This is a genomic window from Niallia sp. 03133, from assembly GCF_052663225.1.
The window spans coordinates 73,992-92,196 of sequence record NZ_JBQTCY010000008.1 but is presented as its reverse complement, the minus strand read 5'-3'; the positions used below and the strand labels follow the sequence as shown (position 1 = coordinate 92,196).

14 protein-coding genes are annotated in these 18,205 nt (G+C 36.9%); all 14 read right to left on the bottom strand.

Translation table 11 applies throughout. The annotated features are described in order from the left end of the window. Positions 1-30: 30 nt before the first annotated feature. Complete coding sequence (alaS, locus tag ACTYBU_RS12635) at positions 31-2,664, bottom strand: alanine--tRNA ligase (protein WP_445490243.1); 2,634 nt, start codon at positions 2,662-2,664, stop codon at positions 31-33. A 551-nt stretch (positions 2,665-3,215) separates the two neighbouring features. Beyond that, complete coding sequence (locus ACTYBU_RS12630; protein WP_445490241.1) at positions 3,216-4,289, bottom strand: AI-2E family transporter; 1,074 nt, start codon at positions 4,287-4,289, stop codon at positions 3,216-3,218. A 128-nt stretch (positions 4,290-4,417) separates the two neighbouring features. Then, positions 4,418-4,549: a YrzQ family protein gene (locus ACTYBU_RS12625; protein WP_445490239.1), complete on the bottom strand. Its 132-nt coding sequence runs from the start codon at positions 4,547-4,549 to the stop codon at positions 4,418-4,420. A 78-nt stretch (positions 4,550-4,627) separates the two neighbouring features. Further along, positions 4,628-4,819 (bottom strand): hypothetical protein, encoded by a 192-nt coding sequence (locus ACTYBU_RS12620; RefSeq protein ID WP_445490237.1) that lies wholly within the window; start codon positions 4,817-4,819, stop codon positions 4,628-4,630. Between the two features lie 151 nt (positions 4,820-4,970). Continuing rightward, positions 4,971-5,096 carry a hypothetical protein gene (locus ACTYBU_RS12615; protein ID WP_445490235.1) on the bottom strand — a complete coding sequence of 42 codons (126 nt, stop codon included), beginning with the start codon at positions 5,094-5,096 and terminating at the stop codon, positions 4,971-4,973. A gap of 101 nt (positions 5,097-5,197) precedes the next feature. Continuing rightward, positions 5,198-7,630, bottom strand: a complete 2,433-nt coding sequence (recD2, locus tag ACTYBU_RS12610; RefSeq protein WP_445490233.1) for an SF1B family DNA helicase RecD2 — start codon at positions 7,628-7,630, stop codon at positions 5,198-5,200. Between the two features lie 48 nt (positions 7,631-7,678). Beyond that, the gene (locus tag ACTYBU_RS12605) at positions 7,679-8,326 is read right to left on the bottom strand and encodes a tetratricopeptide repeat protein (protein ID WP_445490231.1); all 648 of its coding nucleotides are present in this window, start codon (positions 8,324-8,326) and stop codon (positions 7,679-7,681) included. 230 nt (positions 8,327-8,556) lie between these two features. After that, the gene (gene mnmA / locus ACTYBU_RS12600; protein ID WP_445490229.1) at positions 8,557-9,672 is read right to left on the bottom strand and encodes a tRNA 2-thiouridine(34) synthase MnmA; all 1,116 of its coding nucleotides are present in this window, start codon (positions 9,670-9,672) and stop codon (positions 8,557-8,559) included. Positions 9,673-9,751: 79 nt separating this feature from the next. Beyond that, a complete protein-coding gene (locus tag ACTYBU_RS12595; RefSeq protein ID WP_445490529.1) occupies positions 9,752-10,897 on the bottom strand; it encodes a cysteine desulfurase family protein in 1,146 nt (381 codons plus the stop codon). A gap of 232 nt (positions 10,898-11,129) precedes the next feature. Next, a complete protein-coding gene (cymR, locus tag ACTYBU_RS12590) occupies positions 11,130-11,549 on the bottom strand; it encodes a cysteine metabolism transcriptional regulator CymR (protein WP_445490227.1) in 420 nt (139 codons plus the stop codon). Between the two features lie 940 nt (positions 11,550-12,489). After that, positions 12,490-13,629: a M20 peptidase aminoacylase family protein gene (locus ACTYBU_RS12585; RefSeq protein ID WP_445490225.1), complete on the bottom strand. Its 1,140-nt coding sequence runs from the start codon at positions 13,627-13,629 to the stop codon at positions 12,490-12,492. A 3-nt stretch (positions 13,630-13,632) separates the two neighbouring features. Next, positions 13,633-14,421 (bottom strand): GNAT family N-acetyltransferase, encoded by a 789-nt coding sequence (locus ACTYBU_RS12580; protein WP_445490222.1) that lies wholly within the window; start codon positions 14,419-14,421, stop codon positions 13,633-13,635. 25 nt (positions 14,422-14,446) lie between these two features. After that, positions 14,447-15,562 (bottom strand): o-succinylbenzoate synthase, encoded by a 1,116-nt coding sequence (menC, locus tag ACTYBU_RS12575; protein WP_445490220.1) that lies wholly within the window; start codon positions 15,560-15,562, stop codon positions 14,447-14,449. 306 nt (positions 15,563-15,868) lie between these two features. Next, positions 15,869-17,158 carry a replication-associated recombination protein A gene (locus ACTYBU_RS12570; RefSeq protein ID WP_445490218.1) on the bottom strand — a complete coding sequence of 430 codons (1,290 nt, stop codon included), beginning with the start codon at positions 17,156-17,158 and terminating at the stop codon, positions 15,869-15,871. Between the last annotated feature and the right edge of the window lie 1,047 nt (positions 17,159-18,205).

Sequence of the window (18,205 nt, the reverse complement as noted above, 5' to 3'; positions counted from 1 at the left end):
ATCTACATTTTACACTACTTATTCATAATATCAAACGGATTTTACCCATTCTTCTACAAATTGCAGCGCATCTTGTAATTTGGAAGGGTCTTTTCCTCCCGCCTGAGCCATATCTGGACGGCCTCCGCCGCCTCCGCCGCAGCGAGTTGCCACTTCTTTAATAATTTTTCCAGCATGGAAACCTTTTTCAATTAAATCTTTTGTTACTGCTGCAATTAAATTCACTTTTCCTTCATTTACACTTCCAAGCACGACTACGACAGATCCTACTTTTTGTTTTAAATCATCTGCCATTGTGCGGAGATTATTCATCTCTATCCCTTGGATATTTGCAACAAGTACTTTTACACCATTGATTTCTTTTACATTATCTACAAGGTTTCCTGCTTCAATATTGCTGATTTTTGCAGCCAATGATTCATTCTCACGCTGCAGCTGCTTTACTTCTGCTAATAAACCTTCAATTCGTCCCGCGATATCTTTTGGATTTGTCTTTAATTTTGCTGATGCTTCTTTTAATAAACCAATTTGATCTGTTAATTGTTGATAAGCTGCTTGTCCAGTTACCGCTTCTATTCTTCGTGTACCAGCTCCAATACCTGCTTCGGAAACAATTTTAAATAATCCAATTGCAGAAGTATTGTCAACATGGCATCCGCCGCATAGCTCTAAACTAAAGTCTCCTACTTGTACGACACGAACGATCTTTCCGTACTTTTCGCCAAATAAAGCCATTGCTCCCATTGCTTTTGCTTCATCAATGTTTTTGTAATCCGTCTGCACTGCAATGCTGGCCCAGATTTTCTCGTTGACGATTCTTTCGATTTGATCTAACTCCTCAGCCGTTATTTGTCCAAAATGAGAGAAGTCAAAACGAAGTCGCTCACTTTGTACGAGAGATCCTGCTTGATTAACATGTGTACCTAAAACATCTTTTAATGCTTGATGCAATAAATGTGTAGCGGTATGGTTTTTAATAATTTTTGAACGGTTCGCTTCATCCACATTCGCACTCAATGTGCTATTTAATGTTAGAACTCCCTCTTTTATTACCCCACTATGAAGATTTTGTCCATTTGGCGCTTTTTGAACATCTTTTACTTCTATGAAAGTTGCATCTGCTTTTAAAGTACCTTTGTCTGCAATTTGTCCGCCGCTTTCAGCGTAAAATGGTGTTTTATCCAAAATAAATTGAATTTCATCGCCAGCCTGTGCTTCTTCGACAAGTTCTCCATCTTTTAATAGAACAATGACTTTTGAGTTTGTTGTCCAAGCATCGTATCCCACGAATTCACTTTCTGCCTTGATATTTCCTAGTTCACCACTTTGAACTTGCATGCTGTCCACTTCTTGTCTTGCTTTACGGGCACGGTCACGCTGACTGTCCATTTCTTTTTCAAAGCCGCTATGGTCTAGTTTCAAGCCTTTTTCTTCTGCATATTCTTCTGTTAATTCAACTGGGAAACCATAAGTGTCATATAAACGGAAAACATCTTTTCCAGAAATTACATCGCTTGATTCTGCTTTAGCTTTTTCAATTACTGCTTCAAGGATCGCCAATCCTTCATGTAGTGTTTCATGAAAGCGTTCTTCTTCACTTTTCATTACTTTTTGAATGAATGCTTCTTTTTCTTTTACTTCAGGATAATAGTCCACCATGATTTCGCCGACAGTTGGTACTAATTCGAACATAAACGGTCTATTTATATGGATCGTTTTAGCATACCGCACAGCTCTGCGCAATAATCTTCGGATGACATAGCCTCTTCCTTCATTCGATGGAAGTGCTCCATCCCCAATTGCAAATGCAACCGTACGGATATGGTCTGCGATTACTTTAAATGCTTCATCAGATTGTTTTCCTTGTCCATACTTTACATCCGCTATTTGCTCGGTTGCTTGAATAATCGGCATAAATAAATCAGTATCAAAGTTGGTTGGTACATTTTGCACAACGGAAGCCATACGCTCCAAGCCCATGCCAGTATCTATATTTTTCTTTGGAAGCGGAGTATATGTACCATCTGGATTATGATTAAACTCAGAAAACACAAGATTCCAAACTTCTAAATAACGATCGTTTTCTCCACCAGGATATAACTCTGGATCATTTTCATCATTTCCGTATTCAGGACCACGGTCATAGAATATTTCCGTATTTGGACCACTAGGACCTTCTCCGATATCCCAGAAGTTTCCTTCTAAACGAATAATACGATTTTCCGGAATACCAATTTTGTCTTTCCAAATCTGATAAGCTTCTTCATCTTCCGGATGAATGGTTACAGATAATTTTTCTTTATCAAAAGCAATCCATTTTTCATCTGTTAAGAATTCCCATGCCCATTCAATCGCTTCTACTTTAAAATAATCCCCGATGGAGAAATTTCCAAGCATTTCAAAAAAAGTTTGATGCCTTGCTGTTTTCCCCACATTTTCAATATCATTTGTACGAATTGATTTTTGTGCATTTGTAATTCTTGGGTTTTCTGGGATTACTCGTCCATCAAAATATTTTTTTAATGTTGCTACACCACTATTTATCCATAAAAGAGTTGGATCCTCATGTGGAACGAGTGACGCACTAGGTTCTATTGAATGCCCTTTTTCTTGGAAAAATTCTAGAAATTTGCTTCTAATTTGAGCCCCTGTTAACATTTTCATAACTAAACCTCCTAATATGTAAAAAAATCCATTTATCCCACGCTTAACGGGCTGTAAGACCCCCACCTCGGCGATGCCATGCCGAGAAATCGAGGAAGATAGGTGGGGGATAACAGCCCGTAAAGGTCCGATAAGTGCAACTAACCATCAGTGGGGGGATGAAGAACCCCCCACTGATGGAAGTTTACTTTATCAGATTCTTTTTGATGGTAGATAAGCTACATGCTGTTTTTCAGCATAAAAAAAACTTCCATCCCTGGACAGGGACGAAAGTATTACTCGCGGTACCACCCTGATTATGGCATCCATACAAACTGCCATCTCTCATAGATTCCTTAACGCGGAAAACGGCAGGAATTAGCTGCATTCAAGAAATAGCTTTCGATTGTCCTTCACTTAGAATTCCTTCCAGCCAATGGAAATTCCTCTCTAATTTGCTTGCGCATATAAGTGGACTACAATCTACTTCAATCTATCAACATGTTATCTTAATAGTATTATACATTTCGCATTATACTGATTACCATGCAGTATTGTCAATATTGTTTTCTTTATACATGATGTATATCTGTTTTTCCAAAATGTTTTCTCATATGAATAATTGCCACTTTTAATATGGATAATATCGGAACGGAAACAATCATTCCTACAATCCCACCTATTTCCCCTCCCAGCAATAAGGCAAACATAATAATTAGAGGATGCAAGTGCAAACTTTTTCCGACAATAAATGGAGAGATGATATTGCCTTCTAAGAATTGCAAAATAATAATGATAACTACAACAATAATCAGCATGTTAATAGACATCGTACTAGCAATGATAATAGCTGGTACAGCTCCAATTACCGGTCCAAAATAAGGAATCACATTCGTAATCCCGATAATAATTCCTAATACTAAGGAATACTTCATATGAAAAAACCAAAATAAAATGGTTGATAATGCACCTATAATAAAACAGACCAACAGCTGCCCTCTTATATAACTTCCTAAAGACACGTTAACATCTTTTAAAAAAACCGATCCGTTTTTCCTCCATTTTTTTGGTGTAATAAACCACGCTGCTTTTTTAACTGCGTTTATATCTTTTAACATATAAAAAGATATAAACGGAATGAGCATGATTATAACAAAAGAATTTACAATATCCATTGCTCCTTGCAATACTTTTGTTAATAACCCATCCATCTTCAGTTCAAATGATTCAATCCCATTATCCACTTTTGCCTGCATATTTTCAGGCAATGCTTTTGTTTTTTCTTGAATGGATTGGATCCATTCACGGTAATGATTGGCAAGCACTGGTGCATTTTCCGTCAACTCTTCCAATTGATCAATAAAAACAGGAATTCCTTTATACAGTCCATAGCCAATGCCGCCAAAAAATATTATATAAATAAGTGCAACTGCCAATCCTCGATGCAAGCCTTTTTTATGCAAAATTTCAATTACTGGATGCAGTAGATAAGTAATAAAAGCACCAATAATAAACGGAGTGATCACTTTCATCAAAATTTTAAACAGAGGCAGCCATAGCGGAGATAATTTTACAAATACAAATAACACAATAAATAATAACAAGGTAAATCCTAAACGATAATACCATTTGATTCTTATTTCCATAAAATCCCCTCCGCTGTTATTTTGAGTGTTCGACAGGAATTTTATGCAAGAATTGCGTAAGCGACCGAGACATAGACTGGATCTTTTCATATTTAAAACAAAAAAGAGGCACTGGGCCTCTTTTTTGATCAAAAAGCTTTCATTACACGTCGTTGGATTTTTTTCATTTGTTTATTGCTGATCATATTATTTTTTTGCATATAATTGAAGGCAGCCATACCAGCTCCAAATACAATCAGTGTATTTAATGTTTTGCCCATATTTCGCACCTCACAATAAATAAATAGGTAGAAGACGAACAAATTTTAACCACTTATATGATAGGTTGAAAAAGGTGCTTATAAGATAAAGCGGCGGTCATTTTCTTCAAATAAATCATCAAGTGAACTTAAACTGCCGTCTTCTTCTACTTGATGTGTATGAATTACCCCGTTTACTAACGATAGTTCGATAAAACAGCTCCAGCAATAATATTGATTTATGCCTATTTTACCAATATCTTTACTTTGGCAGTTTGGACATATTAACATGGGAAGCACCTCATTTTGTCAATTTCATAAACGACAGTTATTTTTCCCGTCATAAAATTAAAATTGCTTTTAGGAAAACGTCCATCGTTAAGTATTCCCATTTTGTCCATAAATCCGCCTAATTATACCAAAAATTTCTTTTTTCATTAAATTAGGAGTCAGCATTTATTTTTAAAAATCCTGGTATAAGATATTGGTAATCAATAAAGTTATTCGTTTGAATAACAATACTATTTTTCGCTAATAAACTTAAAACATGCAGTGCAATCATTGCCATTCCTTGAAGCGTCCGTTAGGAAAAGAGAAGAGTCACTTAACGTGGGTGGCTATCACTAATTTTTAAACTAGAAAAAAGCAGCTATTCCACATAAAAATCCTTTATGTTTTAGCAGCTGCCTCTTCATCCAAAAAATCATAAGGAGATATATTTTCCATCCCTATTAAAGGATCTATCTCATTTATTCGATCACTGTAAAGCATGTGAACATCTTCTTCAGACAAATCTTCTTTTTTATTTGAATCACTTAAATTTGAAAAAGTTTCTTTTAATTTTTCCTGGAGGGATGTTTGCCTGGAGAGCTCATCAGTTCTGCTGACGCCTATTTCCATTGCCTCCACTTCCCCACAAAGAATTAGAAATTGTTTGCTTCTTGTAATTCCTGTATATAGCAAATTGCGTTTTAACATGCGATAATAGCTCTTTACAACAGGCATAATAACAATCGGAAATTCACTACCTTGCGATTTATGGACAGAGCAGCAGAATGCATGAGTAATCTGATTTAAATCCTGACGTGTGTAGGTTGCTTCTATACCATCAAAAGCAACGACTACCATATCCTGCTTTTCGGTATTTTCTTTCGCATAAAAAATAGACACTATTTCTCCCATGTCCCCATTATAAACATGGTTTTCCGGCTGATTAACCAGCTGAAGCACTTTGTCTCCAATACGGTATTTAACATCTCCAAACTGCAGCTCTTTCCTTGTCCCATCCGGGTTGGGATTTAAAATCTCCTGAAGAATAACATTGAGTCGGTCAATTCCAGCAGGACCTCTATACATCGGTGCCAGCACTTGAATATCCATTGGTGCATACCCTTTATTTTTTGCATTTAACACAACTTTTTTAATCGCTTCCCCAATCTGGCTTGGCATGCACTTAATAAAGGACCGATCTTTTTGCTGCATCATGATATTGGCAGGCAATGCACCCTTTTTTATTTCGTGGGCAAGCTCTATAATCGAAGAACCTTCTGCTTGACGATAAATATCCACTAAACGGACGGTCGGAATGCATTGGGACGCAAGCATATCTTTTAACACTTGTCCAGGTCCAACTGATGGCAATTGATCTTCATCCCCTACAAGGATAACTTGAATATGGTCTGGCAATGCTTTAAATAATTGATGGGCCAGCCATATATCTACCATAGATGTTTCATCGACAATTAAAATTTTCCCAGCTAACGGATTGTCTTCATCCCGATCAAATTCTCCAGAGCCATTCCATCCTAATAATCGATGTATGGTAACAGCTGGAAGACCTGTTGATTCCGTCATTCGTTTAGCCGCTCTTCCGGTAGGAGCAGCTAAAATAAAAGGGAAAACTTCCTCTTTTTTATATTCTTTTGGATCCAATGAACATCCATGCAGTACTCCATAAAGTTCTACAATCCCTTTAATAACCGTCGTTTTTCCAGTCCCCGGTCCACCTGTTAACATAAGCATCGGCGACATTAAAGCAGTTTGAATCGCTTCTTTTTGGGAAGGTGCATATTGCACTCCCAATCTGTCCTCTAAATTCCCTAATGCTAATAAAAACTCCGATTCTGGAAATTGCTCTGCATATTCTGTTTGTTCTAAGATCCTTTGAATATTTTGCACGAATCCTTTTTCCGAATAATAAAGGGATGGCAAATAGATTTTTTTATCTTCTGCAATTATTTTCTTTTCTTTCTCCAACTGTATAAGCTGTTCAGCAATGCTCGAAAATTCAATTGTTTCCTGGTTATTTTCTTCGAGAAGATCTTTTACTTTTTCTAATAATTGCTCTGCTTGAATATAAACATGGCCTTCCTGCAGGCTTGCTGATTCCAAAATATAAAAGCATCCTGCCTTTAAACGATCAGGATGATTGCCTGTGAGACCTAACTGCGACCCTAAATCATCTGCCCTTCCGAAACCGATCCCTTCGATATCTTCCACTAATTTATACGGGTTCGACTGTATAATATCCAATGTCATCTCTTTATAAGCTTGATATATCTTCATCGATAGCTGAGGACCAAAGCCATATTGATTCAAAGCAATCATGGCCTGCTCAAGTCCTTGGTGATTCATTAGCGTATCATACACAAGCTTTGCTTTATCTGGCGGAAGCTTTGGTACGGAATCAAGCAAGGATGGTTTATTTAAAATTTGCGAAATCGCATTTTCACCTAACGTTTCCACAATATTTTCCGCTGTTTTCCGACCGATCCCTTTAAATAAATCACTGGATAAATAGGTTATAATGCCTTGTTTTGTCTGCGGCATCTCCTTGCGAAATGAATCAACATGGAATTGCGTGCCGAATTTAGGATGCTCTTTAAAATCACCAAAAAAACAATAAGTTTCTTCTTCATGAATTTTTGGCAGATAGCCAGTAATAACGGCTTCTTTTTCATCGTAGCTGTCATTTGTTTCATCAACGCGAATTCTCATGACAGTATATAAATTTTGCTCATTATGAAAGATCGTCACAAGATGACGTCCTTTTATATACTTCTTTTGTTCAGCAAAAAGATCCATTGAGTTTTGTTCTTCCAACCATTATCCTCCTTTCTTCCATACTTTATCCAAAAAATTAGCGTAGTTTTACGATTCTAATATTTTTTTTCCGTATCCCGCAAGCATGTGATCCGGCTGAATTGCTAATGCTTTATTAAACATTTCCATTGCTTTTTTTGAATCCTCTTTAAAGCCATATGCAACCCCTAAATTATAATAAGCATCTGCATGATCAGGATCCAATTGAACACACTGATTAAACTGATTGATCGCTTCCTCTATATATTCTGCTTGTGCAAGGCATAATCCTAATTGAAAATACGCTTCTGCATCTTGGTCATTCAGCTCAACCGCTCTTTGCAAATAAGGAATAGCCATTGTCGATTTTTCTAAACTAATAAGAGTAAGACCTAACATAAAAAAAGTATCGCTATTTTCAAGTCCTTTATTTATTGCCGTTTCAAACATTGTTTTTGCTTCTTCCAGCTTTTCATTTTCAAAATAAACATTTCCCGCACTATAATAAGCAGCGGCTGCATTTTCATCCAGTTCGATTGCTTTTTTATAAAACGTTAATGCCCTTTCCTGATCCCCCAGCGCCGATAGTACATTTCCAAAATTTATATAAGAAACAGGATTTTGAGGATTCTTTTCAATTTCCTCCATAAAAACTTTAGCTGCTTCTTCCCATTTTCCTTCTTGCATATAGTTTATTCCAAGTTGATTATTTTCCATTTAATACACTCCAGTACTTACTTTATGTACAAAGTATAGCATAATTATTTCTTACTCGTCTTTATCCCAATTTGGCTTTATTCTATTAAAACCATTTCGCAAAAAAATTTTACTCCGTTAATGGAACAAAAAAAAGAAACATAAAATGAAATTCCCATCCACTTCGATTCCATCATTTGTTTCATCGAAAAAGACGAGAAATAACTTTTTACTGTTTCTCTTCCTAATTGTTATCCTACATATGTTAATTTTTCCTTATTTCTAAATACAGTATCGATTGTTCCTCCGCCAAGGCACTCTTCTCCTTGATAAAATACGACTGCCTGTCCAGGAGTAATCGCTCGGATTGGCTCATGGAAAATAACTTTTACTTTATTATCATCCAAACGCTCTACCGTTACTTTATTATCCGGCTGGCGATACCTAAATTTTGCCGTGCACTCAAAAGACTCAGAAGCTGTTTCAGAAGAAACCCAGCTTACATCTGTTGCAATAATGCTGTCAGAATATAATAATTCATGGTGGAATCCTTGACCAACAAATAAAACATTTCTTTGCAAATCTTTCCCAAAGACAAACCATGGATCTCCGCTTCCGCCAATTCCCAATCCATGTCTTTGTCCAATCGTATAATACATCAACCCATCATGTCGACCGACTACTTTGCCGTCAAACGTTTCCATATTGCCCTTTTGTGCAGGTAAATAACCGCTTAAAAACTCTTTAAAATTACGTTCTCCGATAAAGCATATACCTGTACTGTCTTTTTTTGCAGCTGTTGCCAGGTTTGCTTTTGTAGCTATTTCTCGAACTTTTGCTTTTTCTATATTGCCGATCGGAAACATTACTTTACTTAGTTGCTCTTCTGTTAATTGATTTAAAAAATACGTTTGGTCTTTATTATCATCTTTACCGCGGAGCATCCGAACTTTTCCATTTTCTCTGACAACTTGAGCGTAATGTCCTGTCGCTAAATAATCGGCTCCTAAATTCATTGCATGTTCAAGGAATGCTTTAAATTTAATTTCCTTGTTGCACATGACATCTGGATTCGGTGTTCTTCCCGCTTTATATTCGTCCAGAAAATAAGTAAATACTTTATCCCAATACTGCTTTTCAAAATTCACCGCATAATATGGAATGCCTATTTGGTTGCACACACGGATAACATCTTCATAATCTTCTGTCGCTGTACATACACCAAATTCATCTGTATCATCCCAGTTTTTCATAAATATGCCGATAACATCATATCCTTGCTCTTTTAAGAGCAGTGCGGCAACAGAGGAATCGACTCCCCCTGACATGCCTACTACTACTCTTGTATCTTTTGGCGCTTTTTCCATTTGTCTATCCCCCTTATTCCTTTCTCCTTCTATTTATGGAAATTCGTCCGTTTTTAGAAAAATTACACGTTAAGACAAGTTATTTTTTTGTTAATCTTTGAACGATTTTCACTAACTCCTGACCAACTTTTTCTATTTGTTCTTCTGTATTGTGTAGTCCGAAGCTAAAACGAATAGAATTTTTTGTTCGTTTTGAATGTTCTCCAAACATGCTGACTAATACATGTGATGGATCGATCGAACCTGCTGTACAGGCAGAACCGCTGGATGCTGCAATTCCTGCCAAATCTAAATTAACCAGCATTGCTTCCACATTGGTGCCCGGAAAGCTTAAGTTTAAAACATGGGGCAGTGATTTATCAACTATTCCGTTTTGTTCATAAGAAATATGATGGTCTGATAATTGTTGTAAAAGAATTTCTTTAAACTTTTTCAACTGCTCCCTTTTTTGCGTTCTTTCGATTTTTGCAATTTCAACAGCCAGCTGAAATCCTGCAACGGAAGGAACGTTTTCTGTCCCTGCTCTTCTTTTTCGCTCCTGCTCCCCTCCATATAAACGGGGCGATAAGCTTATAGAGCTTTCTATATATAAGAAACCGATTCCTTTGGGACCATTTATTTTATGAGAGGAAACAGATAATAAATTAATATGCTGTTCTTTTACGTTGATCTCTTCTAAACCATATGCTTGTACGGCATCTGTATGAAAAACTGTCTGATGATCTTTTAATAATTCCCCAATTTCCTTTATAGGCTGAATTGATCCTACCTCATTATTGCCATACATAATCGTTACTAGAATCGTATCGTCTCTTAATGCTTCTTTTAAATCATCTAAGGATATAACGCCATCTTCATTAACTGGAAGATAAGTAACATCAAACCCTTTTAATTCTAGCTGCTGGCATGCATGCAAAACAGCATGATGTTCGATTTGTGTTGTAATAATATGCTTTCCTTTTTTGCTATAGCTTTCCGCTACGCCAAAAATCGCATGATTATCCGCTTCTGTTCCGCCGCTGGTAAAAACAATTTCTGAACTTTCAGCACCTATACTTGCTGCTAAAACAGCTCTTGCATTGTCCACGATATTTCTTGCTTCTCTTCCAAAAGAATGAATACTGGATGGATTTCCATAATAGTCATTCATCACATGACAAATTTTATCTATTACTTTTGGATGCATCGGGGCTGTTGCCGCATGATCCACATAAATTCGTTCCACTTTTTTCACCTACTGCTAAATTTTAGTTGGTTTTTTCCCTGCTTGCCGCTTTCAAAACACCGATCCAAAATAAACATTCATCACATAGACATATATAAGGCAGATTTCCGACAAAATAACCTATACAGAAACTGCAGGCAAATCATGAAGCCTTGGGAGGAGCTAAGTTTTTACTGTAAGAAGCATCCAAACAAGGCGAACAACGTAGAAATCAAGGCTTATTGTTCTGTTCTTAAATATAAAACATATAAGCTCCTGTTTCTCCTTCCTCTTGATAATTTGCTAAATCTTCGATTGTCGTGCTGTCTAAAACATCCTTTACAGCATCTCTAATTTTCATCCACAACGCTTTTTTGGCAGGCTCCTCATTCTCAATTCCTTCGACTGGACTTATAGGACCTTCCAACGTTCGAATAATATCACCTGCAGTAATATTATTTGGGTCATCTCCTAAAACATAACCACCATAAGCTCCTCGTATACTTCTTACATATCCAGCATTTCTTAATGGTGCAACCAATTGCTCCAAATAGTGTTCTGATAAATCATTTGTCTGTGCAATTGACTTAAGCGAAATTGGTCCATCTCCATGTTTTTTTGCAAGTTCCATCATTATTGTCAGTCCGTATCGACCTTTTGTCGAAATCTTCATCTTATTGCCCCCTATTATTCTGAAAAAATTTTAATTATTTTGTGTACGTTTCATTTAATTACTGAAAAGGACAAAAAAACCGATTATCCTCTTTAAAATAACAAACTTTTTAAATCCTACTTCTTATTAAATCGTTAATTTAGCTTCATTGTCTAAATAAAAATAGCATTTTCTTTATATAGTAATCTGATGGACAGAAAAGATTATAGCATAATTCCTCAACATTTGTGGCATCCTTCTCTTTTTTAACTAAATACTTTCGTTTTCATTATAAATACATCATTTCCTATCTATTCAATAGGATATCATATTTTTTATTTTTTTTTCCTATTTCGAATCTTTTCTAGGAATTAATCCTTTTACATATAAGGATAGTTCACTAAGAATTTATAAGAAAAGCGCAAGCTCCCTTGCTCATCGACAGAATAAGGTGAGTTCCACAGGATGTGGATCACACAAATGAAGACATAAGGACGTGGCGTTCTTAATTTGTGTACTTTAAGTGAGATAAGGCGAACCTTCCATCAGGGGATGATCTTTCCCTGATGGTTAGTTGAGTCGATCAGGTTTTTACGGGCAGTTTTTTGTGCGCTATCCATTTTTATTGTACTTTCTTACTGCCCGTTAAAACGTGATAAAGGAAACAAAAAGAACGCAAGTGTCGATGTTGACTTATCGTAAACGAGGTGAGGGAAGTGTTGAAGTCGATAGGGTGCTGGAGCTAGACACTTGTCAGACTTCAGAAAACTTATACTTTCTTATCTTTTGAAAAATACCGTCCATTAGACAGCATTTCCCGCTTTATCCCACTCTTAACGGGCAGTAAGCCCCCCACTTAATCGAAGAAGCTAGGTGGGGGATAACTGCCCGTAAAGGTCCGATAAGTTCAACTAACCATCAGTGGGGGATGAAGAAAACCCCACTGATGGAAAGGTTCACTTTATTTTTGATTCATCTTCCATGCTGCCAGTGCCATAATTTTTATGCCATTCAACAAACTGTCCAAATGAAAGCTCATATTAGGATGGTGTAGTCCGGGCTTCAAGTCTGTACCTAAACCAACCATGGTTGCTTGCAATTTCTCGTTATTCCTTGGATAAAAATGAAAATCTTCTCCTCCAGGTGTTACAGGCGGAGGTACAAGGTTATCTGTTCCTAACATCTCTTTAATGCTGTCTCCGACGATTTTTTCCATCCACTTATTTTGTTGTGCGGCAACCATTTCTGATAAAAGTTCCAACTCTATTTTCGCTCCATTTGCTTTTCCAGCACTTTGGATACTTTGCTTTACTCTTTCTAACAAATCTTCCATTGCTTGATTTGTTTGTGCCCGTATGTCTATTCCAAATTCAGCATAATCGGGAATTATATTAAAGTTTTTTCCGCCTGCCTGTGCATATGTCATTTTAACAGTTGCGGGTATAACAGGATTAACAGGTATAGAGCGAATAGCTGTGTTAATGGCAGTTAAACTGTCAATTACATTTATGCCTAAGTGATGGCGGGCTGCATGTGCTTGAACACCGTATATTTTCCCTTTCAAAATTGCTGCTGCACCATGATAAATAGCGGCAGAAGCTTTACCAAAGGGCATTTCTTGAATCGGTCTGACATGCAGGCCGACTAAATAATCAATATCCTCCATTAAGCCTTTATGGATGAAAGATAATGCACCAGCACCTGTTTCCTCGGCAGGCTGAAAAATACATTTTATTTTTCCTGTTGGCTCCATCCCCAGTTCCTTTAAACACTGCAGCGTAAAAAGCAGGATTGTCATATGTGCATCATGGCCGCAAGAATGATTCGCTTTCCATTCACCATTGACATTTTGCCATAATGCATCCATATCGGTCCTTAATCCAATCACTGGACCTTTACTATTCATTCCCCACATTCCAATAACACCTGTTTGATCAGCAAACCTCTGATAAGGGATCTTCATCTGTTCTAGTTGTTTACAAATAAAATCAGTTGTCTTTTTTTCTTCCCAGCTAATTTCCCCATTTTGATGCAAATAATGATATAACGCTTTTATTTCTTGCTCTCGTTTTTCTACCCACTCTTTAATTTTCTCCTCCATCCGCTACCTCCGTTTTTTCACAATATAATAATTAACAGAATCGTCTGTTTTTTGAAAATCAACTATTTCATAACCCAGCTTAAATAATTCCTGAAAGCAACAGCCAATTAATGTCCGCCACTTTTTGGCAATCGTAAAGTCTTGTTGCTTTATCTTATGTATATCTTTTGGAACAGGAACCTTATAATACACAGCATCCCATTTTTCCTTATTTTCTATTTTCAAAGGAATTAATTGGTGAAATTGAATTATACTCTCCATAGGATAAGAAGAAGTATTTATTGGAATGCGGTGCAAATCCCATTCCAATAAAAAACGATCGGATGGCATCCCTCTATTTAAGTCATCATCCATTTCACCGTAGTAATTCGGTAAATATGTTTTTATATACCCGCCAAGTTTATGAATATTTAAATAGGCATTTCTTGATTCCAATGGATCAAAGGTCCATATGATTTTTGAAATTCCTTGTTCGAGGGCCCATTTTTTTTGTTCTTTTTTTAATCGGAATCCTATTCCACTGCTGCGGATTGTTTCGTTTACTGCCATCATGTGTGAAACGATATAATTTTCTCCTTTTTTATATCCTGGAAATCCATAGCAAAAGCCAACTAAATAAGTATCATGAAAAGCTCCAATTAAAAAACCTCCATTATGAATGGATGCCATTAGATGAGCTAATGGAGTGACATTTTCTTCTCCCCATATTTCTTTTTGAAAGTCCACGACCTGTTGTATCTCTAACTTGTCTTTTATTAATTTTACGTTGTAGCTAGTGGAAGAATCAGTCACTGCTGCCTCTCCTTTCTAAAAAACGTTATTTCGGTTCATACACTTTTCGATCTAATAAGTAGCGGCGAATAACATCCTCATTTAATTCATAGCCTAATCCAGGTGTTTCTGGAACGGAAATTGATCCTGGAGCTGACAGTTCCACTTCAGGAGTAATAATATCTTCCTTCCAATAACGACTCGACGCAGATGTATCACCAGCAATCGTAAAATTCCCCAATGAGGTAATAGCAATATTATGTGCACGTCCAATACCTGCTTCCAGCATTCCTCCACACCAAACCGGGATATGATGCTTTATACAAATATCATGTATCTTTTTTGCTTCTGTCAGCCCGCCAACTCTGCCAATTTTTATATTTATTATTTGACAGCTTCCACATTCAATCGCTTTGCGAACATCTTCTGCTGAATGAATGCTTTCGTCTAAACAGATAGGCGTATTTATTTGTTTTTGCAGCTTTGCATGATCCAAAATATCGTCAAAGCTAAGGGGCTGTTCAATCATTATCAGTTTTAGCGGATCCAATTCCTTTAATCGATCCATATCATCCAATGTGTACGAAGAATTGGCGTCTGCCATTAAAGGAATATCGTAGCCAAAGCGTTCTCTAATTTTTTGAAGTGGTTCAATATCATACCCTGGTTTTATTTTCACTTTTATTTTTTTGTATCCTTCTGTTAAAAACTTCTCCACCTTTGCCAGCAAAGCTTCCGTGGATTTTTCAATGCCAATGCTGACTCCTACGTCAATGTTTTTTTTCATTCCACCAAGTGCTTTTGCAAGCGGTATTCCTTGCTGCTTGCTGTACAGATCCCAAACGGCTCCTTCTAGTGCCGCTTTCGCCATATTATTTCTTCTTATCGGAGCAAAAACTGCCGAAACATCGTCGGGATGTTCTATTTTATTGCTGAATAGCAACGGGATTAGAAATTCATCCAGCATATACTGAATTGTTCCAGTCGTTTCTTCACTATAAGTTGGATTTGGCAGTGCAACTGACTCTCCGTAGCCAATATGTTCTCCACTATGTATTCGTATAAGTAAAAAATCTTTTTCAAGCAGTTTTCCAAAACTTGTTTCAAATGGATGGAGCAATGGCATTTTTATATGCTCCAAGATAATTTTATCTATTTTCACCTTGGTCACTTCCCAACGATATTATTAGTTGATTTTATCAATTTTTCGAATAGTTTGTAAATTATTTATTTCGCATTTCGAAAACTATTGTATCAAAGAACAAAAGCGCAAGCGCCTTGATCATCGCCGTACAAACTGGCCGATTAACTACGCCACGTCCTGTGGCAACATCGGCACTAGTACATCCTGTACGTCGGAGCTGGATGCGGACCATACTGCTTAGTTATCCACCACTCTATTTCGTTTATAATTTCCTAAGCAATAAAAAGGGCCTGATGTTTATGATCAGGCCGAACTAACCCATTTCTACTCTTTTTCTTTTCGGAATCCCGCTAATTTTTCATAGATGGCTCCCAGCTTTTTCTCTTCTCCTGCTTCTGTTGGGTGATAGTACTGCGTTCCTTTTAATTTTTCCGGAAGATAATCTTGTTTCACCCAGCCCCCAAATGTTCCAATTGGAAAATCATGTGGATAGACATATCCAATATGTCCTAAAGTTTTAGAACCGGCGTAATGACCGTCTCTTAAATGCATAGGAATATCGCCCACTTCGCCTTCACGTACTGCAGCAATTGCTTGATCTAATGCCTTATAGGCCGAATTGGATTTAGAAGATAAACACATCTCCACAACTGCAACAGATAAAGGAATCCTCGCTTCTGGCAAACCAAGGCGTTCACTTGCAGTAACAGCTGCTAAAACATTATTTCCAACAGAGGTTTTTGCAAGACCAATATCCTCATAGGCAATGACTAAAAGCCTCCGATTCAATGCAACTAAATCACCTGTTTCGATTAGATGAGCTAAATAATACAAAGCAGCATCTACGTCACTGCCTCTGATGCTTTTTTGCAGGCTTGATAAAAGATTGTAAAAATGGGAACCCTTTTTATCCCCATATACACCGACTTTGTCCAACATTTGCTTAATCGTCTCATCTTCTATTATATAGACATTCTCTTTTTTATCAGAAGAATAGATGATCGATTCCAATAAGGTTAATGATTTTCTTGCATCCCCATTTGTTCCCAAAGCGATTTTCTTTATTTGTTCTTCGGAAATTTGAATTTCGAGACTCCCTAACCCTTTTTCCTTATCTTTAATCGCTCGATGCAATAATTCTTCTATATCATCAGCAGTTAACCGTTTTAATTGCTTGATTTGTCCACATCTGCTTCGGATGGCAGGATTTACATCGTGATATGGATTTTCCGTTGTTGCTCCTATTAAGGCGATATCTCCCCGCTCTACATGTGGAAGCAGGTAGTCCTGCTGAGCCTTGTTGAAGCGATGGATTTCATCTAAAAAAAGTATGACCTTTCCCGTAATCCTTGCTTCGTCTACAACTGCCTCCACATCTTTTTTTCCAGCGGTTGTTGCATTTAACGCAATAAAAGGAATCTTTGTGGTTCCCGCTATAGCAAATGCAATCGAAGTCTTTCCAATCCCTGGCTCCCCATATAAAAGCATGGATGGCACATAGTCATTTTTAATCATTTTATATAAACTTGTCTGTTTCCCAATTATGTCCTTTTGCCCGACTAATTCGTCAATGGTAGTTGGTCTCATTCGATAGGCAAGTGGTTCACCGTTCATTTTTAACACCTTCTTAATACAACTTCTTCCCACTATTATATCGTAAAGCCACATGGAAAAGAAAAAGACAGCTTAGATTGAAATAGAATTATTGCTGCGGAAAGGTGGTTCATTTATGTTTTTGAGGAAAGGATGGCGTGAAGGATCCTATTATAAAAAGTTTCTTATTCGCTGTTGTCGGATCTTTGTGGTTGTTAGTAAAGGAGTTTCGGATTTTTTGCCAATGTTGCTTTTTCTATTGGTATTTTTTCAAACTTTAATGCTTTAAATAGGGTGGTTGCTGTCGCTGGACCCGGTAAAAACACCCACCTTTTAGAAAACAGACTTAGGTTTCACCTGTTGGTAGATTAACGTTGAAAGATGATAGTTAAAAAAATCAACTCTACTATTTTTTTGTAGTAATACCTTGTTTTAACAAGCTGCCTCTTCATCATTCTCTTTGCGAAGTTTGAGTTACTAACAAATACATATTTATCATATTCAGATGTTTTAAATTTTTCCTGTCTAACTCTTCCATAGTCATTGTAAGACGTACTTGTCGTATTCCCATTGGCTTCAAGGCCACATAAACTCCTTCTTATCCTAGTTGCCCATTCTCAGATCCAGGATGATAAGAAGAAGTTAAGTTATACCTTGATAACACTGACATTAACAGATAAATCCGAATTTATTTTGTCTACTTAATGGATCGCAACCCACTGTGAGTTTTGTTTACTATAAAGCCTTTCGTAGTTTTCTCAAGGAAAAAAATAAGAGCAGCCCCTATCGGAATCTACTCTTATTTCCTCTTATTTCAATATTCTCATTGATTAAAAGTTAATTAATTATTCAAGATTATTGACTTCTTAAACATGAATTTCCTTAAAAACGGAAAATAAGTTAGTTCGAATTTCACCCCACTCTTAACGGGCAGTAAGACCTCCACCTCAAGATGCCGAGAAATCGAGGAAGCCAGGTGGGGGATAACTGCCCGTAAAGGTCCGATAAGTGCAACTAACCATCAGTGGGGGATGAGGAAAAATCCCCACTGATGGAAGTTTACTTTAT